The sequence below is a fragment of the Arthrobacter sp. NPDC080082 genome (assembly GCF_040686595.1).
Classification (GTDB): domain Bacteria; phylum Actinomycetota; class Actinomycetes; order Actinomycetales; family Micrococcaceae; genus Arthrobacter.
On record NZ_JBFBKQ010000009.1, the window covers coordinates 40,105 to 64,336 of the forward strand.

A 24,232-nucleotide genomic window follows, 5' to 3' on the forward strand; every position below is an offset into this window, starting at 1 on the left:
GCCCGTCCGGTTCGCGGCGGCCCCGCCAATGTGGGAGACTTGAGGGCAGCTCTTTTGAGTACCAAAAATTAAGGAGGCCAGCTATGAGCAAGCGTGCACGTAAACGTCGTGACCGTAAGCGTGGCGGCGCGAACCACGGTAAGCGCCCCAACACCTAAGCCACGGCTTGGATAGACAGCTTTAAAGCCGAAGACCCCGGAAACCATCTGGTTCCGGGGTCTTCTGCTGTCTCGACCGGCTGTTGTTGCCGGCGGCCAGCTCAGGCGTCGGCCGGCTTGTACGAGTGGATGCGGTCGAGGATGGAGTTCTTGAGGTTCTCCGGGGCCGCCTCGGAGCAGGAGCGCTTCACCATGACCCGGATGACGCACTCCAGGTCATACTGCTCGTGGCATTCCGGGCACCCGTCAAGGTGATCCTTGATCTCTGCAATGTCGTCGTGCGTCAGGGCGCCGTCGAGATACTCGTAGATGCGCTGCATCCGGGTCTCTTCGCAGTCGCCCAGTCCCTGGCAGTCGCTCATTTCCTGTTCTCCTGATTGTTGCCTTCGGCCGCGGCGGTCTCGCCTGCGGCCCTGAATCCCCGCTCGGCCGCGTAGTCGGCCAGCATGTCCCGCAACATGCGCCGGCCGCGGTGCAGCCGGGACATGACGGTCCCGATCGGGGTGTTCATGATGTCTGAAATTTCCTTGTACGCGAAGCCTTCGACGTCGGCGAAGTACACCGCCAGCCGGAACTCCTCGGGAATGGACTGCAGCGCCCGCTTCACGTCGGAGTCGGGCAGGTGGTCCAGCGCCTCCGCCTCCGCCGACCGCAGCCCCGTGGAGGTGTGCGATTCAGCGCGGGCCAGCTGCCAGTCCTCGATGGTGTCCGAGTTCGACTGCAGCGGCTCGCGCTGACGCTTGCGGTACAGGTTGATGTACGTGTTCGTCAGGATGCGGTACAGCCAGGCCTTGAGGTTGGTTCCCGGCTTGTACTGGTGGAAGGCGGAGAAGGCTTTGGTGTAAGCCTCCTGCACCAGATCCTCGGCATCCGCGGGGTTCCGGGCCATCCGCATCGCCGCCGAATACAGCTGGTCGACGTACTGCATGGCGTCACGTTCGAAGCGGATGCGCCGCTCCTCCGTGCTCTCGACGTCGGTGTCCAGCGGCGTGCCGCTGCCGTCCACCGCGACGGTTTCGCTGGCGGCGCGCTCGGCCGCAAGGTCCTCGGCGGTGGTGTCCCGGTCCGACGGGGTGGCGGCTGCATCGTTCCCGGCTGCCTGGTGCTTGGCCGCGACGGCCGGATCCATGGTGCTCATTGCCTTCAAGTCTACTGTCACCGCGGGCCTGCCACCGGTTGGGATGGTTCCCGGCGGACCCGCGAAGGCACGGGCCCAGGGGTTGGCGACGTCCGTGTCGGTCCGTTCCGTGGTCTGAACCAGAGTCAAACTTCCACCTCTCCTCGCTTATTGAGGCACTACCTGCACAACCGCCGTCGGCGGGCAAATATTCCGCAAAAGTGCAAGACTAGAACCGGTTCCCCGCAGAACACCCGCGGTTCATCCCTCCAGGAGGAAATTCATGTCGCCTGTCCGGTTCTTCGCCCGTCCCATGCTCGCCTCCAGTTTCGTGCTCGCAGGCATGGACAAACTGCGGAACGCGGATGACACGGCCACTCAGCTTTCCCCGCTGTTGAGCCGCGCGGCCGACGCGCTCCCCTTCCAGACCTCCGAGAAGACCCTGGCCCGCGTGATCGGGGGCGCCCAGGTGGGCGCCGGCGCCTGCTTCGCCCTCGGCAAGTTCGCCCGCCTCTCCGCAACGGTCCTGGGCGTCATCTCCGCCCTCAACGCCTACGTCGAGTGGCGCTCCGCAGACATCTCGTCCAAGGAAGGACGCGAGAACCGGCGCAAGCAACTGCTCAAGAACATCACCCTGACCGGCGGCGTGCTCCTGGCCTCGGTCGACACCAACGGCAAGCCGAGCCTGGCCTGGCGCGCAGAGCACCTCGCGGCCGACGCCCGCCGCTCCACCGCCCACCTTGCCGCCGACGCCCGCAAGAGCACCGGCAAGAAGCTGAAGAAGGCCGACAAGGCGGTCCGCAAGGCCGTCGACAACGCCGTCGGAGCCTAGAGCGTCAATGTCTGGTACTGCCCCCGCCGCAGCTGAATCCGTGCCCGCCGGGGGCGGCCCGCACTGGCCCGCGCCCTGTGCCGGCCACCCGGTCGACGCCACCGTCACGGTCCCGGGCTCCAAGTCGCTCACCAACCGCTACCTGGTGCTCGCCGCCCTGGCCGACGGCCCGTCCCGGCTCCGCGCCCCGCTGCATTCGCGGGACTCGGCCCTGATGATCGCGGCACTGCGCCGTCTCGGGGCGACCATCACGGAGGTCCCCGGCGACGGCGCGTTCGGCCCCGACCTCGAGGTGCTGCCGGCTGCCGCCGGGGCGTCCACGGGGTCGGCAGACATCGACTGCGGCCTGGCAGGAACCGTGATGCGGTTCGTCCCGCCGCTAGCCGCCCTCCGGCAGGGCCGGACGGTGTTCGACGGCGATCCCCACGCCCGGCTGCGGCCGATGGGCACCATCATCGAGGCCCTCACCGGCCTCGGCGTCGACGTCGCCGCGCCCGACGGCGGCCCCGCGACGGCCCTCCCCTTCGCCGTCGAGGGCACCGGTGAGGTCCGGGGCGGCCACCTGGTCATCGATGCCAGCGCTTCCTCCCAGTTCGTCTCCGCCCTGCTGCTGGCCGGCGCCCGCTTCACCGAGGGACTGCACCTGGAGCACCGCAGCGCGGCCAACCCCGGCCAGCCCGTCCCAAGCCTCGACCACATCGCGATGACCGTCGCCACGCTCCGGGAGCTCGGCGTCACCGTCGACGACTCCCGCCCCAACCACTGGATCGTCTCCCCCGGCCCCATCCGCGCCTTCGACCGCAGGATCGAGCAGGACCTCTCCAACGCCGGACCGTTCCTCGCCGCGGCCCTCGCCACCCGCGGAACCGTCCGCATCCCCGACTGGCCGGAAGGCACCACGCAGGTCGGCGACCTCTGGCGAGGCATCCTCGCCGCGATGGGCGCGACCGTCAGCCTCGAGGGCGGCACCCTGACCGTCACCGGCGGCCGGTCCATCAGCGGCGGCACCTTCGCCGACACCAGCGAACTCGCCCCCACGGTCGCCGCGCTCTGCGCCCTGGCCGACGGCCCCTCCACCCTGACCGGCATCGCCCACCTGCGCGGGCACGAAACGGACCGGCTCGCCGCCCTCGTCACCGAGATCAACCGGCTGGGCGGCGACGCGGAGGAAACCACCGACGGCCTCGTCATCCGGCCCGCCCCGCTCCACGGCGGGGTGGTCCGCAGCTACGCAGACCACCGGATGGCCACCGCCGGCGCCATCCTGGGCCTCGCCGTCCCCGGCGTCGAGGTCGAGGACATCGCCACCACGGCCAAGACCATGCCGGACTTCCCGCAGCTCTGGGCCGCCATGTTGGCCCCGGCCGATGGCACCAGTTCAGACGAGGCCCGTGCAGACAAGGACGCCGCCGGTGGCCCGCAGCACTGACTCCTGGGACGAATCCGACGTCCGGATCCGCCCCAACAAGAAGGGGTCCCGGCCGCGCACCAAGGACCGGCCCAGCCACGACGACGCCGTGACCGGCCGGATCATCACGGTGGACCGCGGCCGCTACACCGCGGTCGTCGCCGAGGGCACCGATGAAGAGCGCACCGTGATCGCCGCGCGTGCCCGCGAACTGCGCCGCAATCCGGTGGTGGCCGGCGACTTCGTCTCCCTCGTCGGCAACGTCAGCGGCGAACCGGACACCCTCGCCCGGCTGGTGAAGATCCAGGACCGGCGCACCCTGCTGCGCCGCAGCGCCGACGACACCGATCCGATCGAGCGGGCCGTGGTGGCCAACGCGGACCAGCTGGTGGTCGTCGTGGCCGCTGCCAACCCGGAGCCCCGCACCGGCTTCATCGACCGCGCGCTGGTGGCCGCCTACGACGCCGGGATCGAGCCACTGCTGCTGATCACCAAGGCCGACATCAAGGACCCGGCCGAGCTGCTGGCGAACTACCGCCACCTCGACCTGCCCGTCATCATCTCCAAGACCGCCGACGCCTCCGCCTCCGGCATCGACGCCCGCTCCGACGACGGCCTCTCCGCCCGGCTGGACGGCCCGGCCGTCGCCGAACTGCACGGCTACCTGGACGGCAGGGTCACCGTCATGCTCGGCCACTCCGGCGTCGGCAAGTCCACCATGGTCAACGCCCTCACGGGGGCGGAGCGGGCCACCGGTGGCGTCAACGCCGTCACGGGCCGCGGCCGCCACACCTCTTCCTCCGCCCTGGCGCTGAAGGTCACGGATGCCCCGGCCGGCAGCTGGATCATCGACACCCCCGGGATCAGGTCCTTCGGGCTGGCCCACGTGGACCCGGACCGCATCCTGCGTTCCTTCCCCGACCTGGCCCCCGGCACCGAGGACTGCGAGCGCGGCTGCAAGCACGACGCCACCGCCGTCAACTGCGGCGTGGACGCGTGGGTCCAGGCCGGCCACGCGGGCCCCTCGGGCCCGGCCCGGCTGGCCTCGCTGCGCCGGCTGCTGGGCACCGACCCGCGGCAGGAGGCCCAGGAGACCAAGGAACTGGGCACCGTCTCCTGACCGTATGTCGCCTCTTCGCCCCGCGGGCGATCCGGCCGTCCGGGACGTGGCCTCCCCGGCCGGAGCGCGTTTAGACGGTAGTTTGGAAGCATGAGCCAACCCGCGTCGAGCTACAACGATGACCTGCGCCTTGCCCACGTCCTGGCGGACTCGGTCGATTCCCAGACCATGAGCCGCTTCAAGGCCCTTGACCTCAAAATCGAGACGAAGCCGGACCTGACGCCGGTCACCGACGCCGACAAGGCCGCCGAGGAGGCCATCCGCGGCCAGCTCTCCCGCTCCCGCCCCCGCGACGCCGTCCTGGGCGAGGAATTCGGCAGCTCGGGCCACGGCTCCCGCCGCTGGATCATCGACCCGATCGACGGCACCAAGAACTTCGTCCGCGGCGTCCCGGTCTGGGCCACCCTGATCGCTCTGGTGGACGAGGGCGAGCCGGTGGTCGGCGTCGTCAGCGCCCCCGCCCTCGGCAAACGCTGGTGGGCCGCCAAGGGCGCCGGCGCCTACACGGGCCGCTCGCTGGCCGCCGCCACCCGGCTGCGGGTTTCGAACGTCTCGGACCTCTCGGATGCCTCCCTCTCCTACTCCAGCCTGGGCGGCTGGAAGCAGCGCGGTAACCTCGACGAATTCCTAGGCCTGACCGAGGAGGTCTGGCGCACCCGCGCCTACGGCGACTTCTGGTCCTACTGCCTGGTGGCCGAGGGCGCCGTCGACATCGCCTGCGAGCCGGAGCTGAACCTCTACGACATGGCCGCCCTGGTCCCGATCGTCACCGAGGCCGGCGGCCGGTTCACCTCCCTTGAAGGCGAGGACGGCCCGTTTGGCGGCAACGCCCTGGCCACGAACTCGATCCTGCACTCCGAGGTCCTCAAGCGGCTCAATCCGAACCTCGACGACCTGCTCTAGAGCGGCGCCTTCCCTAAGGGCCGGTTCCGCGTAACACAGCGCTTCACATTGCCGCGCCCCTTTCCGGGGCGCGGCACTCGTGTCCTAGGCTCGAACCAGGTCACGAGTGCCAGCGCTAAACCCCGGTTTGCTGGCCGGCAACCCTCCTTTCGCGGCGGGGTGCCCCGGGTGACGACCTGGCCGGTCCGGAGCGGACCCGGCAAGCGCGGATCCCCAGCACGCGGGGTCCTTTTCGAGCGAGGTCCCATGTCCACTGCCATTTTTTCGTCCCTAGCGTCCACCTCCACGGCTGTATCCGCCGCGCGCGCCCCGCTGGCCGCCGTGACCGGCGCCGAGATCCAGGCGCCGCTGATCCAGGGCGGCCAGGTCCGCTACGCCAATCTGGACTACGGCGCCTCGGCCCCCGCCCTGTCCGTGGTTTCCGCCTACCTCAACGAGATCCTGCCCTACTACGCCAGCGTCCACCGCGGCGCCGGCTACGCCTCCCAGCTGAGCACCTCGGTGTATGAGAACGCGCGGACCATTGTGCGGGAGTTCGTCGGCGGCCGGCCCGACGACGCGGTCATCTTTACCCGGAACACCACCGATTCGCTGAACCTCCTGGCCGGGTGCCTGCCCACCGCCGGCGGCCGGCACCTGGGCGAGGTCCTGTACCTGGACATCGAACACCACGCGAACCTCCTGCCTTGGCAGGGGGTTCCGCACCGCAGCGTCGTCGCCTCGCCGACCCTCGCCGGGACGCTGGCGCGGCTCCGGGCCGAGCTGGCAACCGGCGGCATCAGCCTCCTCGCGGTCACGGGCGCGTCGAATGTCACCGGCGAGATCCTGCCCGTCCGGGAGCTGGCTGCGCTGGCGCACGAGCACGGGGCGCGGATCGTCGTCGACGCAGCGCAGCTGGCCCCGCACCGCCGCATCGACGTCGCGGCCGACGGCATCGACTACGTCGCCTTCTCGGGGCACAAGCTCTACGCGCCCTTCGGCGCGGGTGTCCTGGTGGGGCGGCCGGACTGGCTCGACGCCGGGACGCCGCATCTGGCCGGCGGCGGCGCCGTCCGCGACGCCCGGCTGGACGCCGTCAGCTGGACCACCGGACCTGCCCGGCACGAGGGCGGCTCCCCCAACGTCCTCGGCGCGGCCGCCCTGGCCCGCGCCACCCAGGCGGTCGCGGCCCTGGACGAAGCATCCTGGCACGGCCACGAGGATGCCATCCGGTCCTTCCTTGCCGACGGCCTGCGGGAGATCGACGGCGTGAGCGAGCACCACATCTTCGAGGAGACCGACCGCGGGGAGGGCCACGGCACCATCGGCGTCGTGAACTTCTCGGTCGCGGGGTACGACGCCGGTCTCGTCGCCGCGTACCTGTCCGCAGAGCACGGGATCGGTGTGCGGGACGGCAGGTTCTGCGCGCATCCGCTGCTCAAGCGGCTGGGCCTGCCCGCCGGGTCGCTGCGGGCCAGCTTCGGCCTGGGCTCCCGGCTCGAGGACGCCGAGCGGCTGCTGGCCGCGCTGCGGACGCTGCGGCGGGACGGCCTGGGCTGGGACTACCTGGTGGATGCCGGGCGCTGGGTACCGGCGAACGACACCCGCAGCTACCCGCACTGGGCGCCCAACACCCCCGGCACCGCCGGGGCGGCCCCCTGCACCCTCGACGGCCCCGAATAGCCGGTTTACGGTAGATTCGACGGGTATCTTCCCGAGCTGCCGAAGGAGAGTTCACGTGGCAGGCGGCGGCCCCAAACTGCATCAGAACCGGCGGAAGGAGCTCGGAGCGAGCTTCCAGGACGGCGGGGAACACTACGACCGGGTGCGGCCCGGCTATCCCGCCGACTCCGCCGACTGGCTCATTCCCGCCGGAGCCCGGGACGCGGCCGACGTCGGGGCGGGGACCGGTAAGTTCACCGCCCTTCTCGTGGCCCGCGGCCTGGCCACGGCCGCCGTCGACCCGTCGGCGGACATGCTGGACCAGCTGCGCGCCGCCCTCCCTGGTGTCCCGGCCACGGTGGGGACCGCCGAACACACAGGCCTCCCGGCGTCTGCGTTCGACCTGGTGACGGTGGCGCAGGCCTGGCACTGGTGCGAGCCGCTGCAGGCCAGCACCGAGGCCGCCCGCATCCTGCGTCCGCACGGGGTGCTCGGGCTAATCTGGAACCAGCTGGACACCTCCGTGCCGTGGGTGCACCGCCTCTCCCGGATCATGCACGCCGGGGACGTCCACAAACCCTCGTTCCGCCCACCGGTCGGCCCGGAGTTCACCGGGCTGGAGAGCCACCTGACCCGGTGGGAGGACCCGGTGACGCCGGAGGAGATCCTGGAGCTAGCCAAGTCCCGCAGCTACTTCCTGCGGGCCGGCGAGGCCACCCGGGCCAAGGTGCTGGCCAACCTCCAGTGGTACCTGTACGAGCACCTCAGTCATGGTCCCGGCGAGACGCTGGCCCTGCCCTACCTCACCAAAAGCTGGCGCGCGATGAAGGTCTGAGCCTATGATTTCGGTATGCCTAACTTTTTTGTTCAGGCATACGGAACTCATTTGACCCACCAGCCGCAGGAGCCTGCAATGTTGCACCTCGCCGAACAGGATCCCGCCGCCGGCGGCCGGAGCCCGGTCCGTGGCAGGAAGGGGCCCCGCCGGGCCCTGCTGGCGCTGCTGGGGCCGGCCTTCGTCGCCGCTATCGCCTATGTGGATCCCGGCAATGTGGCGGCCAACCTTACCGCGGGCGCCGAGTTCGGCTACCTGCTGGTCTGGGTGCTGGTGGTGGCCAATGTCGTCGCCGTCCTGGTTCAGTACCAGTCCGCCAAGCTGGGCATCGTCACCGGTCGCAGCCTGCCGGAACTGCTCGGGGAACGCCTGCGTCCCGGCTGGCGGCGCGCATTCTGGGTCCAGGCCGAAATCGTCGCGGCCGCCACGGACCTGGCCGAAGTGGTCGGCGGCGCCGTGGCCCTCTACCTGCTCTTCGGACTCCCCCTCCCACTGGGCGCCGTCGTCGTCGGCGGCATCTCTATGGCGCTGCTGGCCATGCAAAGCCGGAACCGGCAGCGGCCCTTCGAACTGGTGATCATGGGCCTGCTCGCCATCATCACGGTGGGCTTCCTGGCCGGGCTGTTCATCAGCCCGCCGGACCCGTCAGGGGTCCTCTCCGGCTTGGTCCCCGGGTTCCGCGGCCCGGACACCGTGCTGCTGGCCGCCAGCATGCTGGGCGCCACCGTCATGCCGCACGCCATCTACGTCCATTCGGCGCTCTCGCGCGACCGGCACCGCCCCGACAGGCACCGGCACGTTCCGCAGCACGCGGTGGAGCGGCTGGTTCGCGCCACCCGCTGGGACGTCATCGCGGCGCTGGCCGTAGCCGGCATCGTCAACATCGGCATGCTGCTGCTGGCAGCGTCAACCCTGGGCGGGGTGGAGGGCACGGACAGCATCGAGGGCGCCCACGCCGCCATCAGCGCCAGCCTGGGACCCGTGGTGGGCGTGGTCTTCGCCGTCGGGCTGCTCGCCTCCGGGCTGGCCTCGACGTCCGTGGGCTGCTACGCCGGGGGAACCATCATGGAGGGGTTGCTGAAGATCAGGATCCCGCTGATGCTGCGCCGGCTCCTGACCCTGGTTCCCGCCGTCGTGCTGCTGGCCGTCGGCTTCGACCCGACCTGGGCGCTGGTGCTCAGCCAGGTGGTGCTGAGCTTCGGCATCCCCTTCGTGCTGGTCCCGCTGGTCGTGCTGACGAGCAGCACCCCGCTGATGGGCGGCTTCGTCGACCGGTTGCCGCTGCGGATCGCGTCCGTGGTCAGCGTGCTGCTGGTGGTGGCCCTGAACCTGGCGCTGCTGTGGTTCACATTCACGGGTGCGGCCGGACGGTAGGCTAGGGGCTGTGAAAACCAGCCCGCCTTCTTCCTCGATCGAGGACTACGTCAAGGTCATCTACACCTTCACGGAGTGGCAGGACAAGCCGATCACCTCCACGCAACTGGCCCAGCGCCTCGGCGTCGCGAACTCCTCGGTCTCGGAGATGGTCCGCAAGCTCAAGGAGCAGGGCCTGGTGGACCACAAGCCCTACGGAGCCGTCACCCTGACCGCGGACGGTGAGCGGCTGGCCCTGTCCATGGTCCGGCGGCACCGGCTGATCGAGACGTTCCTGGTCCAGGAGCTCGGCTACCGCTGGGACGAGGTCCACGACGAGGCGGAGACCCTGGAGCATGCGGTCTCGGACACCTTCATCGACCGGATGGCGGCCAAGCTGGGCCACCCGGTCCGCGACCCGCACGGCGATCCCATCCCCGCGGCGGACGGCTCGGTCCTGATGCCCCCGGCGGTGCGGATGAGCGAATTGCCAGCCGGCCAGGGCGGCCGCATCACGCGGATCAGCGACGAGGACCCGGACCTGCTGCGCTATCTGGCGACCGAACGCATCGAGTTGGACGCCGCCGTCGCGGTGCTGGGCAGGAAGCCGTTCGGCGGCCCCCTGGTGGTGCGGATCGCCGGACCTGACGGATCACGGGAGCTCGACCTTGCCGACCGGGTCGCCGACGCCCTCTGGGTGCACCCTGTGTCAGCAGACGACGAAGAACCCGGCAGCTCACCCGCCGCTAGTCTCCGCTAGCCCCTTGGGCTCCCCCGCCGTCGCCAGCCCCGCCTTCTGCTGCAGGCCCGGCGGACGCGTCCGCGGGCGCTGGCGGATTCCGGATCCCGACGGCGGAGGCCAGCGCGCCGGCGACGAACAGCGCGGCGGTGACCAGCGACGTCGCGTGCAGTCCCGCAGTGGTGATCACCGGCCCGGTGATCAGCCCGGCGAAGGCGATCGTCACCAGCCCGGCGATGCGGGCGACGGCGTTGTTCACGGCCGAGCCGATCCCGGCTTCCTCGGGCGGAACCGCGCCGAGGATGGCCGAGGTCAGCGGCGCCACGGTCACGGCGAGACCGATCCCGAAGACTACGACGCCGGGAAGGACCTGCCACGCATAGTCCAGGGGCAGGCCGATGCCGAGCATCAGCAGGAAGCCGGCCGCGCAGAGCAGCGGCCCGGCGGTCATGAACCAGCGGGGGCCAAAACGTCCGGAGAGTGCCCCCATCCGGGACGAGAGCAGCAACAGGATCAGGGTGGAGGGCAACAGGGCCAGGCCCGCGGCGGTGGCGCCGAGCCCGGCCACCTGCTGGAGGTAGAGGCCCAGGACGAAGAAGCCCAGGTTCAGCGCCCCGTAGATCACCAGGGTGGCGGCGTTGCCCCAGCCGAAGTTCCGCACCGTGTAGAGCCGCAGCGGCATCATCGGCGCGCGGGTCCGGCCCTCGTGCACCAGGAACGCGGCGAGTCCGGCGATGCCCGCGGCCAGCGGCAGCCACACCTGCGGCGAGCCCCAGCCCTGGCTGCCGCGCTCGATGAAGGCATAGACGATCCCACCGAGCCCGACGACGGCGAGGACCGTGCCGGCGACGTCGATGCTGCTGCCGGGAGGCCGCTCCAGGTCCTGGGCGCGCAGCCGGCGCAGCGCGGGCCAGACGGCGGCGGCGGGAACGATGTTCAGGAAGAAGATCACCCGCCAGGTGAAGACATCCACGGAGATCCCGCCCAGCAGCGGGGCGGCGACGATCGCGCCGGAGGTCCACGCGGACCATTTGCCGATCGCGGCGGACTGGGCCGGGCCGCTGAAGACGGTGACGATCAGCGCCAGGGAGCTGGGCACCAGCAGCGCACCGGCCACACCCTGGAGACCGCGGAAGATGATCAGCGACTCGCCGTTCCACGCCACGCCGCAGAGAATGGACGTGGCGGTGAACCCGGCCAGCCCCCACTCCAGCACCCGGACGCGGCCGAACTGGTCGGAGAGGGATCCCGCCACCAGGATCAAAGCGCCGAGGGTCAGCAGGTACGCGTCCACCACCCATTGCTGGACCACCAGACCGCCGCCGAGTTCGCGGCTGATGGCCGGCAGCGCCAGGTTCACCACGGAACCGTCGAGGAAAGCGATGAAGGAGGCCACGATCGCCACGTAGAGCACGCGCTTCTGCAGGCTTGTCATGGGTGCGGCGGGGGTGCCGGGCATGGTTCGTGCCTTCCTGATCCGGTGCCCTGAGCCTAGCACCGGGCGTGCCTCCGGGGGCCTTCAGCCGTTCCACATGGCGGCCGGCCGGGGCCTGCCGGCGCCGCTTCTCCCGCCGTCGCGTAAAATTGACGGATGATTACCCGCCGCGAAGCAGCCCAGGTCCTCGATATTCCGCTGGAAATGGCCAGCCGCCACGGCATCCCCGCCCGGCTCTCCGACGCCGAACTCGCCGAACTGCTGGACAGCCCGCCGGCGTGGCTGCGCCAGTCCAAGGCCAACCGGACCGGTAAGCGCCCGGTGTGGGTCCAGCTCACCTGCGCCGTGTGCGGCTACTCGGAGGCCGCGCGGCCGAAGAAGTGGTGGCCCGAGTTCAGCTGGGTGTGCTGCGAACGGCACTCCCCCTTCGAGCTGCCGGAGCTGGCTCCCAACCACGTCCGGAGCGAGTACGAGGGCGTCGGAACCCGGTTTGTCGGCGTCGTGGACGTGGCCGTACCCGGGGCGTAGCCTAAAACGAACGGGTTCATCCCGGGCCCGTTTCTGTTGAGGGAGTGCGCCATGCCTGATAAGTCGCCGCATCGGCACCAGAGCAAGAAGCCGGTTAAGACCATCAAGGAAAAACGGGCCGAGAAAAAAGCCAAGCACATCGTCGATGAGCACACGGACCAGGTGTCCCACATCAAGCGGCGTTAACGACGAAACGGCCGGAAGCAGAAGCTTCCGGCCGTTTCGCTGGGTTGGTGGAGATGGGGGGAATTGAACCCCCGTCCGATGTCGTGTTGTCAGGGCTTCTCCGGGCGCAGTTTGCGTCGGATTTTCTCGGCCCCAGCCATCCTGCAAACAGGTGGCTGATCCGGGCCCAGTCATCTAAGAGTCCCGTTTACCCCGATGACGGGGGTAAACAGCAGTGGCTATCTAAATGACGCCAGGATCCGGGGCAATAGCAACCTCGGGCTGACGGACTGTCTTACTGCTTAGGCAGCGAGAGCGAAGTCAGTGCGTTTTGATTCGGCACTTATTGGTTTGCAGACAGCGTTTACGAGATAATTCTGCATCCTCGGCCCGCTTCACCTGTCGCGACTAACATCGTCGAAACCGATCATCCCCGTGTTTAGTTATCAAACGTCCATAACCCCGCCGATCGGGATCCTGTGGATCCCTCCCGGACACTCAATGATAACGCAGCCGCAGTCGGAATCATTCCCGCGGCCGGCGCGTGGCCGCCCGGCCTCAGCGGCGGTTGCGTTCGCGCATGACGCGCAGGGCCTCGCGCTTGTCCTGCTGTTCGCGCAGGGTCTGGCGCTTGTCGTATTCCTTCTTGCCCCGCGCGACGCCGATCTCCACCTTGGCGCGTCCGTCCACGAAGTAGAGCTGCAGGGGCACGATGGTGAAGCCCGACTCACGGACCTTGTGCTCGATCTTGGTCAGTTCCTCGCGGTGCAGGAGCAGCTTCCGACGGCGGCGGGCGGCGTGGTTGGTCCAGCTCCCCTGGTGGTACTCGGGGATGTGGATAGCTTCCATCCATAGCTCGCCGTTGTAGAAGGTGCAGAACCCGTCCACCATGGACGCGTGGCCCTCGCGCAGGGACTTGACCTCGGTACCCATGAGCGCGATGCCCGCCTCGTAGGTATCCAGGATGTGGTAGTCGTGCCGGGCCTTGCGGTTGGTGGCCACTGCCTTCCGGCCACTTTCTTTGGGCACGGTGCTAACTCCTCAATCGATGGTGCAATTCACTCCAGTTTAGAGCAGGCCCATGGGGTCGACCGCCTGGCCGTTGACCCAGGTCTCGAAGTGGGCGTGGCAGCCGGTGGAGTTGCCGGTGGTGCCGGAGTAGGCGATGAGCTGTCCCTGGCTGACCTGCTGGCCGACGGAGACCACCACGGAGGTGTTGTGGTAGTAGACGGTGGTCAGTGAGTTGCCCTGGATGACGCCGTGGGAGATTTTCACCCGGTTGCCGCCGCCGTCGTTGCCCCACCCGGCGGAGAACACGGTGCCCGCGGCCGCGGCGTAGACCGGGGTGCCGCAGGTGGCACCGAAGTCGATGCCGGTGTGCATGTAGCCGCCCTGGCCGTAGAAGTCGATGGTGCCCGGGGGCGTCGCCCGCCAGCCGAAGCCGGAGGTGATCGGGATGTTGGCCGCGAAGGGGTGCCGCAGCCCGAACGCCGAGATGGGACCCGGTGCGGGCGGAACGTAGGGTGCCTGGGGCGGCGGCGCCTGGCCCTGGGCCTTGGCCGCTGCGGCCGCTGCCGCCGCGGCGGCCTCGGCGATCCTGCGCTGCTCCGCCAGCCACGCCTCGCGGAGCTTGCGGTCCCGCTCGGCGATTTCGGCGGCCACGGCGTCCTGCTGGGCCTTGACCTGGGCGAGCTGGTTTTGGATGCCCGGCTTGGCGGCCTGGAGTTCGGCGTCGATACGGGTGGTGTCGGCGATGAGCTTGTCCACCTGGGCCTTCTTGGCCTCGGCCTCGTCCCGGGCCGCCTTCTCCCGCTCCAGCGCGGCATCGGCCTTGGACTTGAGGTCCTTGATCTCGGCTTCCACCGCCTGCAGGCGCGCCTGCGAGTTCACGTTGGTGGCGTTCTGCTGGGTGAGCTTGTCCATCGCCGAGTTCTGGCTGCGCAGGGCCTGGTCGGCCAGGTCGATGGTGTCCGTGAGGCTTCCACCCTGGTTCGAACCGAAGAAGAGCGAGAGGTTGGAGGGGACGCCGCCGGACTTGTAGGCCTGGGTAGCGATCTGGCCGATCAGCTTCTTGGTCTCGGTGATCTTCTGCTGGTCATTCTGGAGCTGCTGGGTGATCTTGGCCTTGTTCTGCTGGGCCAGGTCCACGCGCGCGGCGAGGGCGTCAACTTCCTTGACCGCCCCGGCCACCCGGCCCTGGGCCTCGAGGAGGGACTGCTGGGCCCCGGGCAGCTGGCCCTGGTACACCACCAGGTCGGCCGCGGCCTGGGAGATCTTCGCGTCGACGAATTCGAGCGAGTCCTGGACGCGGGCGGCCTGGTCCCGCAGCGCGGCCTGCTGGTCCTCGAGGTTGTCCGCCACGGCCAGCGGCGCGGGCGCGCCGAGGCTGGCGGCGAGGGCCAGCACGACGGCGGTGCTGACCAGCCGGCTGTGGCGGAGGGCCTTGCGGGCCGCTGCGGTGCGTCGTGCCTTCGGTGTCATGGGCAGTTCCTCTGCGTTGCGCACGGCTAGACCCTAAGGTACCGGCGGAGGGTAAGGAGCGATGATATTCCGGCGAGCACGATGCCCAGACCGATCAGGGCGGGGGCAAGGATCAGCGTCTGGCCCGGAGATATGAAGGCGGTGTCCGGGTACTGCTTGGACAGGAAACCGTTGAGGAAGAAGTTCGCCACGGCCCAGAGCGTGCCGGAGGCCAGGGCCGCGCCGATCACAGCGGCAATAACGCCCTCGAGGATAAAGGGCAGCTGGATGACGGTTTTGGAGGCACCGACCAGCCGCATGATGCCAGTTTCCCGGCGGCGGCTGAAGGCCGAGAGCCGGATGGTGGTGGCGATCAGCAGGATGGCGCAGATGATCATGACGCCGGCGATGCTGACGGCCACGAGCGAAGCGGCGTTCATGGCCGAGAAGAGCCGTTCCAGCAGCTGGCGCTGGTCGATGACGGATTCCACGCCGGCCTGGGAGGAAAAGTTCTCGGTGATGACCTGGTATTTCTCCGGATCCTTGAGGTTGATCCGGAAGGAGGCCGGGAGCTGGTCCGGGGTTACCGAGTCGACGATCGGCGAGTTGGAGAACTGCTCCTTGAAGTGCTTGTACGCGTCGTCCTTGGATTCGTACTGGAAGTCGTTGACGTACTGGGCCACGGACGGGGACTGCAGGAGCTTGCGCAGGTTGTCCTGCTGCTCCTGGGTGGCCGGACCGGAGGCGCAACCGGGCGCCGTCGAGCCGTCGCTGCAGAGGAAGATCGCCACCTGGACCTTGTCGTACCAGTAGCCCTTCATCTGGTTGATCTGCAGCTGGAGCATGCCGGCCGCGCCGACGAAAGTCAGCGAGACGAAGGTGACCAGGATGACCGAGACGACCATGGAGAGGTTGCGGCGCAGGCCGCTGCCGATTTCTCCGAGGATGAAGGCGAGCCTCACAGCTGAACCTCCCCGGCGTCGTCGGCCTTGGCTGTGGTGTTGCCGGCCGTTCCGGCGTCGTCCCTGCTGCCGTTGTCTTCCCGGCCGCCGGCGTCGCGGGCCCGGCGGGCCTGGCCCACCGTGGGGATCATCGAGGTGTAGAGGGCGCGGGCCTCATCACGGATGACCTTGCCGTTGCGGAGTTCGACGACGCGCTTGCGCATCTCGTTGACGATGTCGTCGTCGTGGGTGGCCATCACCACGGTGGTGCCGTTCTGGTTGATCTTGTCCAGCACACCCATGATGCCCATGGAGGTGGTGGGGTCCAGGTTGCCGGTGGGTTCGTCGGCCAGCAGGATGCCGGGACGGTTCACGACGGCGCGGGCGATTGCCACGCGCTGCTGCTCTCCGCCGGAAAGCTCGTGCGGGAGGCGGTTTTCCTTGCCCTCGAGGCCAACGGTTTTGAGGACCTCGGGAACGGTTTCGCGGATGACGCTGCGGCTGCGGCCGATCACCTGCATGGCAAAGGCGACGTTGGCGAAGACGGTTTTTTGCGGCAGCAGGCGGAAGTCCTGGAAGACGACGCCGATCCCCCGCCGGAGCCGCGGCACCCGCCAGCTGGAAATCCGGGCCACGTTCTGACCGGCGACGTAGACGGCGCCGGAGGAGGCCCGGTCCTCCTTGAGGACCAGGCGCAGGAAGGTGGACTTGCCGGAGCCGGAGGCCCCCACGAGGAAGGCGAACTCTCCCCGGTCGATCTCAAGGTTGATCGAATCCAGCGCCGGCCGCGCCTTCTGGTCGTAGACCTTGGTGACATTTTCGAAGCGGATCATGACCCTATGTACCCAGCAGGAGCCGGGCATCTTTCAGACCAGTTCTGCCGCCGGGGCGCGGGCTTTCTTTTGGGGGAAATAGGGCACCGGCCCTCCGACTATACGCACCGGCCCCGGCGCGCCGGCCGGAGGGTGGTGGCGTGTCGCGGGAATTTGGACTGGTTGGGCCTGCCGGGGCGGGGCGGGCGGCGGACGCCGGTCCGGTTGGGCGGCGGGCGCGGGGCGGCGGCGGACGCGGGGCCGGTTGGGCGGCGTCGCTTCCCGGGGGTTTACTTCTCCGCGTTACGGTTGTCGGTCCGCCAGCGGATGCCGGCGTCGATGAAGTCGTCGATCTCGCCGTCGAACACGGCCGAGGTGTTGCCCACCTCGTGTTCGGTGCGCAGGTCCTTGACCATCTGGTACGGGTTGAGGACGTAGGAGCGCATCTGGTCGCCCCAGGAAGCCTTGACGTCGCCGGCGAAGGCCTTCTTTTCGGCGTCCTCCTGCTCCTTCTTCAGCAGCAGCAGACGGGACTGGAGGACGCGCATGGCGGCGGCGCGGTTCTGCAGCTGGGACTTCTCGTTCTGCATCGACACGACGGTGCCGGTGGGGATGTGGGTCAGGCGTACCGCGGAGTCGGTGGTGTTGACCGACTGGCCGCCGGGGCCGGAGGAGCGGAAGACGTCCACGCGGATCTCATTGTCCGGGATCTCGATCGAGTCGGTGGATTCGATCAGCGGGATGACCTCGACGGCGGCGAAGGACGTCTGGCGGCGGCCCTGGTTGTCGAAGGGGCTGATCCGGACCAGGCGGTGGGTGCCCGCCTCGACGCTCAGCGTGCCGAAAGCATAGGGCGCCTTGACCTCGAAGGTGGCCGACTTCAGGCCGGCTTCCTCGGCGTAAGAGGTGTCCATGATGGTGGTCGGGTAGCCGTGGCGTTCGGCCCAACGCAGGTACATCCGCAGCAGCATCTCGGCGAAGTCCGCGGCATCCACGCCGCCGGCGCCGGCCCGGATGGTCACCACGGCCTCGCGCTCGTCGAACTCGCCGGAGAGCAGGGTGACCACCTCGAGGTCGGCGAGCGCCTTGCGGACCGATTCGAGCTCCGCGGCGGCCTCCCCCATGGAATCCTCGTCGCCCTCGTCCTGGCCGAGCTCCACGAGCACCTCGAGGTCGTCGATGCGGGCCGCGAGCTTGTTGAGGCGCTCGAGTTCGGACTGCTTGTGCGAGAGCTTCGAGGTGATGACCTGTGCGGCGGACGGATCGTCCCAGAGATTCGGCTCGCCGGCGCGCTCGCTCAGTTCGGCGATGTCCTCCTTGAGCGCCTCGACGTTGGAGACGTTCTCGATCGAGGCGTAGGTGGCGCGCAGCGCGCGGATCTCAGCGGGAAAATCAATGTTTGCCATGGTTTTTCAAGCCTACCCCGGTTGCGAGTCAGCGCGTCAGCCGGGACCGCGCCGTCGACGTCGCCTCGATCCTGATGCCGTCGGGGACCAGGAAATTGACGATCGGCGGGTGCACCGCAGCGCTGAGGACCACGACGGCGGTGGACCCGTCGGGGCTGCCGGTCGCCGGGGTGACGGCCAGGCCGCTGAAGCGGGCGAAGGCGCCGTCGCGGGTGAGGTAGTCGAGGGTGGTGCCGCGGACGCGGGGACCGCTGAGGATGGCGGTGGGCGTACCGGAGCTGCCGTCGATCTGGCCCAGGGTGAAGCTGTCCGCCGCGGCGATCGAGGCGCCGTCGGCGAGGGAGAGCAGCTTCTTGTGTTCGAGGTACACGCTGGAGGCCGCGGCAACCACGGTGACGATCAGCAGGGCGATCAGGACATAGCCAATGATCAGGACCATCAGCTGACCGGCCTCGCTGGTGTCATGCGGGTGTTGCTGCACCTTGGCCGTTACCTTCGCCTGCGGCCGAGCCATCAGCGGAACCGCCCGACGATCTGGGTGGAGGTGGCGGTCAGGTGTCCGGCGTCGAGCCGGAGCGCCTCGCCGAAGGGGACGAACGGCAGCGGGACGGTGAGCCGGACCGTCACGGTGACGGCCGATCCTGCGGCGGTGCAGTCAGGGGAACTGCAGGCGGTTTCGAGGGTTGCGTTGCCCGCGGGCTGCCCGTAGTCGGCGAGCGCGAGCTGGACGGCCTGTTCCGCGGCGGCGCGGCCGGCACCGGCGTCAGCCTGGGCGACGAAGACCTTGGCCGCCTGGTCCGCTGCCCCGGCCACTGCGAACGACCCGCCCTGCAATTGACCCAACGTAATGACGAAGTACACGACCGGGACCATCAGGAGCAGCGCGAGGAAGGTGAACTCAACGACGGCGCTCCCCTGTTCCGGGTTGGTCCCCGCGGTGTCGGGGTGCGGGACGTCCGGGCGGGCGGGGTCAGGGACACCCGGGGGCAAAGGCTCCGGGACTCTCGGGGGTTCAGGGCTGGAAGGCGGCATGGCCCTTCACCTCCAGCACGCCGGTCGGACCGATCAGGCCGATGACGGGCAGCGGGGCACGGACGGTCACCTCAAGGGTGCGGATTCCACCGTAGCTGGCCTCCCCCGTGCTGACATCGCGGGCGAAGTCAGAGGTCAACGCGACGCCGATCAACTGCGCCGTGCGTTCCCTCGCGTCACCGGCGCCCCGGTCGGCGAGCGTGCCGTACCGCGCCCCGGAGCCAGCGGCGTCGATCAGGGTGTTCCGGACGTGAAGGACGAGCGCAAGCTGGACGATGGCCAGGAAGAACACCGTCGCAAGGGCGCCGACCATCACAAAGTCGACAACCGCGGCACCCCGCTCGGGGTCGTGGGTCCGGGGTGGCTGGCCCGTGCAGTGACCGAGCGCGCAGCGAGGTAGTAGCCTCCGCCGGGCCGTGACCCTGCCGCCGTCGGCGCGTCCGCCCTCGCCGTCGCGCGCCCGCGCCGGCTTACCTGCCGGTGGGTGCATCACCGCCTATTGCCCGACCTTCTGCATCGCCTGATTGAAGAGCCCCTCGAGCGCCGGCCCGGCGATGGCGAGGAGGGCCGCGACCAGGACGGCGGACATTAGCGTGATCATCACCCAGCCGGGGACGTCGCCCCGCTCCCGGGGGTCGTCTCCGGCCGGCTTGCCCTTGTGGAGCTTCACGGGCGCCGCACCCGCGCACCAGAGGAGCGCGAAAAGCAGCCTGTTCATGACGCGGGCCGGATGTGTCGGTGTAGCCATGTGATTCCCCTTTTTCTTGTGCTGCTGATGCTTTTGATGTTCTTTCGATTCGTGGGCGAGCTCGCCCGTCAAAGGCCTAGGGTGATGGCCGCCAGGCCTGGGAAAACGGCGAAGACGACCGTCAGGGGCAACACGCCGAAGACGAGCGGAACCATCATGCCGATCTCCTTCTTGCCTGCAGATTCCATGAGGTCGCGCTTGGCGGCGTCTCGGACGTCCTGGGCCTGGGCCCGGAGGATCTCCGCCAGCGGTGTGCCCCGCTCGACCGCGACGATGAGTCCGTCGACGAAGCGGACCAGCGGGGCAAGATTGGTCCGGGCGGAGAACTCCTGCAGGGCTTCCACCAGCGGCTGGCCGGCCCTGGTGGACGCGAGCACCAGGCCGAACTCCTTGGCCAGTTCCCCCTGGGTGCGGCGGCAAACCCGGTCCAGCGCCCCGGTTGCGCTCTCGCCAGCGCTCACGGCCAGGGCCATCAGCTCGGCGACGCTTGGGAACTCCGCCATCATGCGGACCTCACGCTTCTTGATGCGGGCACCGAGAGCGTAGTCCCGGAGCATGAAGCCGGCCAGACCCACGGCGACGACGATCAGGACAGCGAAGAGCGGGTTGAGCCGCACGGACAGACCACTGATCAGGACCACGGCCACCGCACCCAGAAATCCTCCGGCGGCCCACAGCAGCTGTTCCGCGCGAAATTCGACGGCGGTCTTCTCACTCCCGGCACGAACCAGCCTGCGGTTCAGCGCCGTCGTGCCAGGGTTGAGCCGGCCCAGAGCCCGCATCCAGTCGCCGAGGACGGGCCGAATGATGCGCTCCAAGGGCCCGAAGGGAGTGAGGTTCCGGGGTGCCTCGTGCAGGAGCCGGGATTGCACGCTGTAAGACCGCAGTTGTGGGGCGATCCGTTCGGTGAAGCTGACCGGCCTCATGAACGGCAGGCGAACGAGCACCAGCCACAGCGCGGCTCCCAGCACGGCACCACAGGCCGCCGCGGAGGCCAGCAGCGCGCTCATCGGAGCACCCGTTCGTCCTGCGGCAGGGCGCCGATCCGGAGCATGAGTGTGTAACAGATGAGCGAGACCACCAGGCCTCCGACCAGCACGGCGGCGCCGACGGCCGTGTTGTAGGCGGCGACCGCTTCGGGCCGGCTGGCGAGCAGCACGAGCACAATCCAGGGTGCCGCAACGGCGAGTCTGGCAGCGTTGACGGTCCAGGACTGGCGCGCCTCCAGTTCGCTGCGAGTGCGGGCGTTCTCGCGCAGGAAGTCGGCGAGGGTGCCGAGTAACCGTCCCAGATCGGAGCCGCCCACTTCGCGGGTGAGGCGCAGGGCTTCCACGATGCGGTCGGCGACGGGGTCGGCGAGCCGTTCCTTGAGCCGGTTCAGTGCAGGGTCGAAGCGGCCACCGGACCGGTAGTCGGCGCCGAAGTCCCGGAATAGCGGGCGCAGCTCGGAGGGCCCCTTGTCGCCGAGCTGGATCAGGGCCTCGGGGAGCGACAGCCCGGCGCGGATCGCCGATCGCAGGTGGTCCACGACGTCGGGCCACAGCTCTCGGAGCACTGCCGTCCGTTTTCGCGCCCGCCACCTGACGGCGCCCAACGGCAGCCATCCGCCGAAGAGGCCGAAGCAACAGGAGATGGGCCACGAGCGGGTACCGGCGAAGAAGAGCAAGGACACGAAACCTCCGACGCCGAGGCACGTGGCCAGGAGTCCGGCCCTGCTGACCTTTTCGATGCCCGCGGTGCGCAGCAGGTCATCAAGGCGGTTCACCTTGGGTGTCCGTGGCGCCCGGGGCGGCTGCTCCCAGGCCGACCACCAGATCAGCAGCAACCCTACGCCCCCGAGCAGCCCCAATAGCGGCGCCATCAGTGCGACTCCAGCAGTGCCGCGACGTCGTACCCGGCGCGAGCGAATTTCTCGGCCGCCGGCATCGAGTTCGCCCGCGCTGCCAGCTGGCCGCCGTCGAGCTCGAACACCATGGAGGACTCGATGACCCCGTTTTCGACCCTGCGGCCGAGGGCCAGGATCTCCGTTACCTGGCGGCGGCCGTTCGCGTGCCGGCTGCAGTGGACGACGAGGTCGATGCACGACGCGACGGTGGGGACGACAAAGGCGCTGGAGATGTTTTCGCCGGCCAGCAGCGGCAGTGTGCAGATCTTCGTCACCGCGTCGTGGGCGGAGTTGGCGTGGACGGTGCACATCCCGGGCAAGCCACTGTTGAGCGCGATGAGCATATCCAGGCTTTCGGCTTCGCGGACCTCGCCGACCACGAGGCGGTCCGGGCGCATCCGGAGCGCTTCCTTTACCAGGCGGCGAAGCGGGATTTCGCCTTCGCCTTCGAGGTTTGGTTGCCGGCACTGGAGCCCGACGACGTCGCGGAGAGGGAACTTCAATTCGAAGATCTCCTCTACGGTGACCACGCGCTCCCGGGTGCCGATGCTGGCCGCGAGACAGTTCAGCATTGTTGTTTTGCCTGCCTGCGTGGCTCCAGAGACGAGGATGTTCAGCCCGCTGGCGACGGCCGCTCCAAGGAAACGCGCTGCTTGCGGCGTGAGGGTGCCGAGCTCGACGAGGTGCTCCAGCCGGCTGGCCTTCACGACGAACTTGCGGATGTTGATGGCCCAATGGCGCCGGGTCACGTCAGGGATGACGACATGGAGCCTGGAACCGTCCGGGAGGGATGCATCGACGAACGGGGACGAGAGGTCGAGACGGCGGCCAGAGCTTTTGAGCATGCGCTCGACCAGATCGTGGACCTGTTGCTCGGTCAGGGCCGCGGACGTCAGCTCCGACTCGCCGTTGCGGGCCACGAAAATCTCGTTCGGAGCGTTGAGCCAGACTTCCTCGATCGCCGGGTCATCCAGAAGGGGCTGCAACGGCCCGAACCCGGCGACGGCGTCGAATACGAAGCGACGTGCCGTGTCCAAGGGACCGATGGGAGGCAACGGGGCCAGGAGGGCCCGCTCGTCATAGTCAAGGACAGCTTCGTCGACCAAGCGTCTTACTTCGACGGTCTGCCGCAGCGGGTCAAGCCCGCGACGCCGGATCAGTTCCCGGACCTCGTCCTCGACGATGCGCACAGCTTCCACGGTGCCCCCAACATGACCGCTGCCCCTTCCCCTGGGGCAGTGCAACTGGGGTTAAACCTAGGGTGGGGCGGTCATAAGAACAACCAATTTTCTCCCGGTTGTGGAAAAATCCCCGCAGATTTATAACAATTTTCACACAGGTATCAGGCGAAACTCTGGTGGCGCTGTTTTGCCGGGATAGGGTGAGCGCGATAAGTCAGACATTCTCGTCCCCGGTTAGCGCTCGGTCGCTTGGCCCAGGGGCGGAGATCACCATGACACGGCTCGAACGTGTCGTTGTACCGGAGCGGCACATGCAGCAGTCCCCACTTCCCCCAACCTATTACTTTCTCGGCCGGGTTGGAGCCGGGCTGCTAGCTGCTGCCCTCATGGCAACGGCCTGTCAGGCCGCACCGGCATTTGCGGTAGAACCCACCCCCAGCCCGTCGGTCACGACGACGGCGGCCCCCGCTCCTTCGCCAACCCCTGGGTCCACGGTGGCGCCGACGTCGACCGTCGCTGCCTCGGCATCTCCCTCCGCAACAGCGACATCGTCGCCAGCGGTTTCTCCCTCTCCGACTCCGTCGGTCGTGTTGGATCCTTCCTCGGCTTCTGGCCGGGCTGCAATGGCAGCGGCGGTCGGCCCCGCTGGTGCAGAAATGGGTCAGGGTTCCAAGCGAGTCGCTTCAACCCCCACCGGCGCCAAATCCCTCACCACCCAGTCGCTGAGCACTGAGGGTACTTGGAGCCCAACGTTTGGCGTGCAGGGTCTGGACGTCAGCGGCTATCAGACCAGCGTGAACTGGCAGCAGCAATGGAACATGGGTGCTCGCTTTGCTTATGTCAAAGCGAGCGAAGGAAATTACTTCACCAACAGTCTTTTTGGATCGCAGTATCAAGGTGCGCGCAATGTAGGCATGATCCGAGGCGCTTACCATTTCGCCATTCCGAACTGGTCTTCCGGTGCCGACCAGGCCCGCTACTTCGTTCAGAATGGAGGGGGATGGAGCGCCGATAGCTACACCCTTCCGCCTGTTCTCGATATTGAGTTCAATCCCTACGAGAACAAAACCATCAACGGGTTCTACTTTGGTGACACCTGTTATGGCATGTCACCCAGTCAACTCTCTTCATGGGTCAGAGATTTCGGCAGCACCATGTCCTCGCTGACGGGGAGATTGCCCGTTATCTACACCAACACATCCTGGTGGAACCAATGCCTTGGAAACCCCGGCGGCTTCGGCGACTACCCGCTGTGGGTTGCCTCCTACCCGGGCGCCTTCACGAACAATGCGGGGCCTCTGCCGTCCGGCAGTTGGGCCAACTACAGCATCTGGCAGTACAGCAGTACAGGTCCGCTTACCGGTGACTCAAACGTATGGAACGGCAGCTACACAGATTTAGTCGCTTTCGCTAATGCGGGAATTCCTTACGGAGCAAGCAAGGCGATTGCTGATGTGGCGGCTGTTTCTCCCGGGCTTGGTAAGTCGGTTTCGGGTTTGAAGACCGGGTTGCGGGGAGGTGTTTCGCAGGGGT

25 protein-coding genes, 1 other RNA gene, 1 pseudogene and 1 riboswitch are annotated in these 24,232 nt (G+C 68.5%); of the genes and pseudogenes, 11 read left to right on the top strand and 16 right to left on the bottom strand.

From position 1 onward, the window contains the following. Nucleotides 1-259: 259 nt before the first annotated feature. Together rsrA and AB0O44_RS16015 are read right to left on the bottom strand one after the other, a co-directional pair. Entirely contained in the window at nt 260-520 is a 261-nt protein-coding gene (rsrA, locus tag AB0O44_RS16010) for a mycothiol system anti-sigma-R factor (protein WP_364139044.1), read from the bottom strand. Then, nucleotides 517-1,341, bottom strand: a complete 825-nt coding sequence (locus tag AB0O44_RS16015; protein ID WP_364139069.1) for a sigma-70 family RNA polymerase sigma factor — start codon at nt 1,339-1,341, stop codon at nt 517-519. Before AB0O44_RS16015 ends, rsrA begins: the two co-directional genes overlap by 4 nt. 217 nt (nt 1,342-1,558) lie before the next feature. On the opposite strand from AB0O44_RS16015, the gene AB0O44_RS16020 reads away from it, so the two are divergent. From AB0O44_RS16020 to AB0O44_RS16055, 8 genes are all read left to right on the top strand, one after another. Beyond that, nucleotides 1,559-2,107, top strand: a complete 549-nt coding sequence (locus tag AB0O44_RS16020; RefSeq protein WP_290257349.1) for a DoxX family protein — start codon at nt 1,559-1,561, stop codon at nt 2,105-2,107. 7 nt (nt 2,108-2,114) lie between these two features. Next, nucleotides 2,115-3,536, top strand: a complete 1,422-nt coding sequence (aroA, locus tag AB0O44_RS16025; protein ID WP_364139046.1) for a 3-phosphoshikimate 1-carboxyvinyltransferase — start codon at nt 2,115-2,117, stop codon at nt 3,534-3,536. Further along, entirely contained in the window at nt 3,520-4,635 is a 1,116-nt protein-coding gene (locus tag AB0O44_RS16030; protein WP_290257347.1) for a ribosome small subunit-dependent GTPase A, read from the top strand. Before aroA ends, AB0O44_RS16030 begins: the two co-directional genes overlap by 17 nt. Nucleotides 4,636-4,725: 90 nt before the next feature. Continuing rightward, nucleotides 4,726-5,538 (top strand): histidinol-phosphatase, encoded by an 813-nt coding sequence (gene hisN, locus AB0O44_RS16035; protein WP_364139048.1) that lies wholly within the window; start codon nt 4,726-4,728, stop codon nt 5,536-5,538. Nucleotides 5,539-5,636: 98 nt separating this feature from the next. Next, a riboswitch (SAM riboswitch) is annotated at nt 5,637-5,750 on the top strand. A gap of 34 nt (nt 5,751-5,784) precedes the next feature. Next, a complete protein-coding gene (locus AB0O44_RS16040; protein ID WP_364139050.1) occupies nt 5,785-7,200 on the top strand; it encodes an aminotransferase class V-fold PLP-dependent enzyme in 1,416 nt (471 codons plus the stop codon). 55 nt (nt 7,201-7,255) lie between these two features. Then, nucleotides 7,256-8,014 (top strand): class I SAM-dependent methyltransferase, encoded by a 759-nt coding sequence (locus AB0O44_RS16045; RefSeq protein ID WP_364139052.1) that lies wholly within the window; start codon nt 7,256-7,258, stop codon nt 8,012-8,014. Nucleotides 8,015-8,092: 78 nt separating this feature from the next. Beyond that, nucleotides 8,093-9,388 carry an Nramp family divalent metal transporter gene (locus AB0O44_RS16050; protein WP_364139054.1) on the top strand — a complete coding sequence of 432 codons (1,296 nt, stop codon included), beginning with the start codon at nt 8,093-8,095 and terminating at the stop codon, nt 9,386-9,388. A gap of 10 nt (nt 9,389-9,398) precedes the next feature. Beyond that, on the top strand, nt 9,399-10,127 hold the full coding sequence (locus AB0O44_RS16055) for a metal-dependent transcriptional regulator (RefSeq protein WP_364139056.1): 729 nt from the start codon (nt 9,399-9,401) through the stop codon (nt 10,125-10,127). Here the strand turns inward: AB0O44_RS16055 and AB0O44_RS16060 are convergent. After that, on the bottom strand, nt 10,114-11,565 hold the full coding sequence (locus AB0O44_RS16060) for an MFS transporter (RefSeq protein ID WP_364139058.1): 1,452 nt from the start codon (nt 11,563-11,565) through the stop codon (nt 10,114-10,116). The genes AB0O44_RS16055 and AB0O44_RS16060 overlap by 14 nt on opposite strands. 132 nt (nt 11,566-11,697) lie before the next feature. Here AB0O44_RS16060 and AB0O44_RS16065 point away from each other — a divergent pair, with 132 nt between their 5' ends. Beyond that, a complete protein-coding gene (locus AB0O44_RS16065) occupies nt 11,698-12,069 on the top strand; it encodes a hypothetical protein (protein ID WP_364139059.1) in 372 nt (123 codons plus the stop codon). A 51-nt stretch (nt 12,070-12,120) separates the two neighbouring features. Next, nucleotides 12,121-12,255 (top strand): hypothetical protein, encoded by a 135-nt coding sequence (locus AB0O44_RS16070; protein WP_290257339.1) that lies wholly within the window; start codon nt 12,121-12,123, stop codon nt 12,253-12,255. Nucleotides 12,256-12,300: 45 nt separating this feature from the next. Here the strand turns inward: AB0O44_RS16070 and ssrA are convergent. The 13 genes and pseudogenes from ssrA to AB0O44_RS16135 all read right to left on the bottom strand — a co-directional run bounded on the left by ssrA (nt 12,301) and on the right by AB0O44_RS16135 (nt 22,717). Next, nucleotides 12,301-12,669: a transfer-messenger RNA gene (ssrA, locus tag AB0O44_RS16075) on the bottom strand. Between the two features lie 123 nt (nt 12,670-12,792). Next, on the bottom strand, nt 12,793-13,263 hold the full coding sequence (gene smpB / locus AB0O44_RS16080) for an SsrA-binding protein SmpB (protein WP_364139060.1): 471 nt from the start codon (nt 13,261-13,263) through the stop codon (nt 12,793-12,795). 39 nt (nt 13,264-13,302) lie between these two features. After that, the gene (locus tag AB0O44_RS16085) at nt 13,303-14,715 is read right to left on the bottom strand and encodes a peptidoglycan DD-metalloendopeptidase family protein (protein WP_364139070.1); all 1,413 of its coding nucleotides are present in this window, start codon (nt 14,713-14,715) and stop codon (nt 13,303-13,305) included. A gap of 26 nt (nt 14,716-14,741) precedes the next feature. Further along, complete coding sequence (gene ftsX / locus AB0O44_RS16090; protein WP_364139061.1) at nt 14,742-15,656, bottom strand: permease-like cell division protein FtsX; 915 nt, start codon at nt 15,654-15,656, stop codon at nt 14,742-14,744. Continuing rightward, nucleotides 15,653-16,468: a cell division ATP-binding protein FtsE gene (ftsE, locus tag AB0O44_RS16095; RefSeq protein WP_364139062.1), complete on the bottom strand. Its 816-nt coding sequence runs from the start codon at nt 16,466-16,468 to the stop codon at nt 15,653-15,655. The genes ftsX and ftsE overlap by 4 nt, the downstream gene beginning before the upstream one ends. A gap of 269 nt (nt 16,469-16,737) precedes the next feature. Beyond that, nucleotides 16,738-17,853: a peptide chain release factor 2 gene (gene prfB, locus AB0O44_RS16100; protein ID WP_290257335.1), complete on the bottom strand. Its 1,116-nt coding sequence runs from the start codon at nt 17,851-17,853 to the stop codon at nt 16,738-16,740. Nucleotides 17,854-17,881: 28 nt separating this feature from the next. Continuing rightward, nucleotides 17,882-18,334, bottom strand: a complete 453-nt coding sequence (locus AB0O44_RS16105; RefSeq protein ID WP_364139063.1) for a pilus assembly protein TadG-related protein — start codon at nt 18,332-18,334, stop codon at nt 17,882-17,884. Nucleotides 18,335-18,366: 32 nt separating this feature from the next. Next, nucleotides 18,367-18,843: a hypothetical protein gene (locus AB0O44_RS16110; RefSeq protein WP_364139064.1), complete on the bottom strand. Its 477-nt coding sequence runs from the start codon at nt 18,841-18,843 to the stop codon at nt 18,367-18,369. Between the two features lie 22 nt (nt 18,844-18,865). Then, a pseudogene (locus AB0O44_RS16115) lies at nt 18,866-19,228 on the bottom strand (TadE family protein); the annotation flags it as partial. 153 nt (nt 19,229-19,381) lie between these two features. Then, the gene (locus AB0O44_RS16120) at nt 19,382-19,633 is read right to left on the bottom strand and encodes a hypothetical protein (RefSeq protein WP_364139065.1); all 252 of its coding nucleotides are present in this window, start codon (nt 19,631-19,633) and stop codon (nt 19,382-19,384) included. 68 nt (nt 19,634-19,701) lie between these two features. Beyond that, entirely contained in the window at nt 19,702-20,643 is a 942-nt protein-coding gene (locus AB0O44_RS16125; RefSeq protein ID WP_364139066.1) for a type II secretion system F family protein, read from the bottom strand. Continuing rightward, nucleotides 20,640-21,494 carry a type II secretion system F family protein gene (locus AB0O44_RS16130; RefSeq protein ID WP_364139067.1) on the bottom strand — a complete coding sequence of 285 codons (855 nt, stop codon included), beginning with the start codon at nt 21,492-21,494 and terminating at the stop codon, nt 20,640-20,642. The genes AB0O44_RS16125 and AB0O44_RS16130 overlap by 4 nt, the downstream gene beginning before the upstream one ends. Continuing rightward, nucleotides 21,494-22,717: an ATPase, T2SS/T4P/T4SS family gene (locus AB0O44_RS16135; RefSeq protein ID WP_364139068.1), complete on the bottom strand. Its 1,224-nt coding sequence runs from the start codon at nt 22,715-22,717 to the stop codon at nt 21,494-21,496. Before AB0O44_RS16135 ends, AB0O44_RS16130 begins: the two co-directional genes overlap by 1 nt. Nucleotides 22,718-23,355: 638 nt before the next feature. Here AB0O44_RS16135 and AB0O44_RS16140 point away from each other — a divergent pair. Continuing rightward, nucleotides 23,356-24,232 (top strand): lysozyme (locus tag AB0O44_RS16140; protein WP_364139071.1); only part of this gene is annotated, 877 nt, incomplete at its 3' end.

Excerpts from the sequence above, each read along its gene's own strand:
- AB0O44_RS16040 (WP_364139050.1), top strand. The coding sequence starts at position 5,785 with ATGTCCACTGCCATTTTTTCGTCCCTAGCGTCCACCTCCACGGCTGTA.
- AB0O44_RS16050 (WP_364139054.1), top strand. The coding sequence starts at position 8,093 with ATGTTGCACCTCGCCGAACAGGATCCCGCCGCCGGCGGCCGGAGCCCG.
- AB0O44_RS16070 (WP_290257339.1), top strand. The coding sequence starts at position 12,121 with ATGCCTGATAAGTCGCCGCATCGGCACCAGAGCAAGAAGCCGGTTAAG.
- AB0O44_RS16130 (WP_364139067.1), bottom strand. The coding sequence starts at position 21,494 with ATGGCGCCGCTATTGGGGCTGCTCGGGGGCGTAGGGTTGCTGCTGATC.
- AB0O44_RS16065 (WP_364139059.1), top strand. The coding sequence starts at position 11,698 with ATGATTACCCGCCGCGAAGCAGCCCAGGTCCTCGATATTCCGCTGGAA.
- ftsE (WP_364139062.1), bottom strand. The coding sequence starts at position 16,468 with ATGATCCGCTTCGAAAATGTCACCAAGGTCTACGACCAGAAGGCGCGG.
- hisN (WP_364139048.1), top strand. The coding sequence starts at position 4,726 with ATGAGCCAACCCGCGTCGAGCTACAACGATGACCTGCGCCTTGCCCAC.
- AB0O44_RS16085 (WP_364139070.1), bottom strand. The coding sequence starts at position 14,715 with ATGACACCGAAGGCACGACGCACCGCAGCGGCCCGCAAGGCCCTCCGC.
- rsrA (WP_364139044.1), bottom strand. The coding sequence starts at position 520 with ATGAGCGACTGCCAGGGACTGGGCGACTGCGAAGAGACCCGGATGCAG.
- aroA (WP_364139046.1), top strand. The coding sequence starts at position 2,115 with ATGTCTGGTACTGCCCCCGCCGCAGCTGAATCCGTGCCCGCCGGGGGC.
- AB0O44_RS16125 (WP_364139066.1), bottom strand. The coding sequence starts at position 20,643 with ATGAGCGCGCTGCTGGCCTCCGCGGCGGCCTGTGGTGCCGTGCTGGGA.
- AB0O44_RS16020 (WP_290257349.1), top strand. The coding sequence starts at position 1,559 with ATGTCGCCTGTCCGGTTCTTCGCCCGTCCCATGCTCGCCTCCAGTTTC.
- prfB (WP_290257335.1), bottom strand. The coding sequence starts at position 17,853 with ATGGCAAACATTGATTTTCCCGCTGAGATCCGCGCGCTGCGCGCCACC.
- AB0O44_RS16120 (WP_364139065.1), bottom strand. The coding sequence starts at position 19,633 with ATGGCTACACCGACACATCCGGCCCGCGTCATGAACAGGCTGCTTTTC.
- AB0O44_RS16060 (WP_364139058.1), bottom strand. The coding sequence starts at position 11,565 with ATGCCCGGCACCCCCGCCGCACCCATGACAAGCCTGCAGAAGCGCGTG.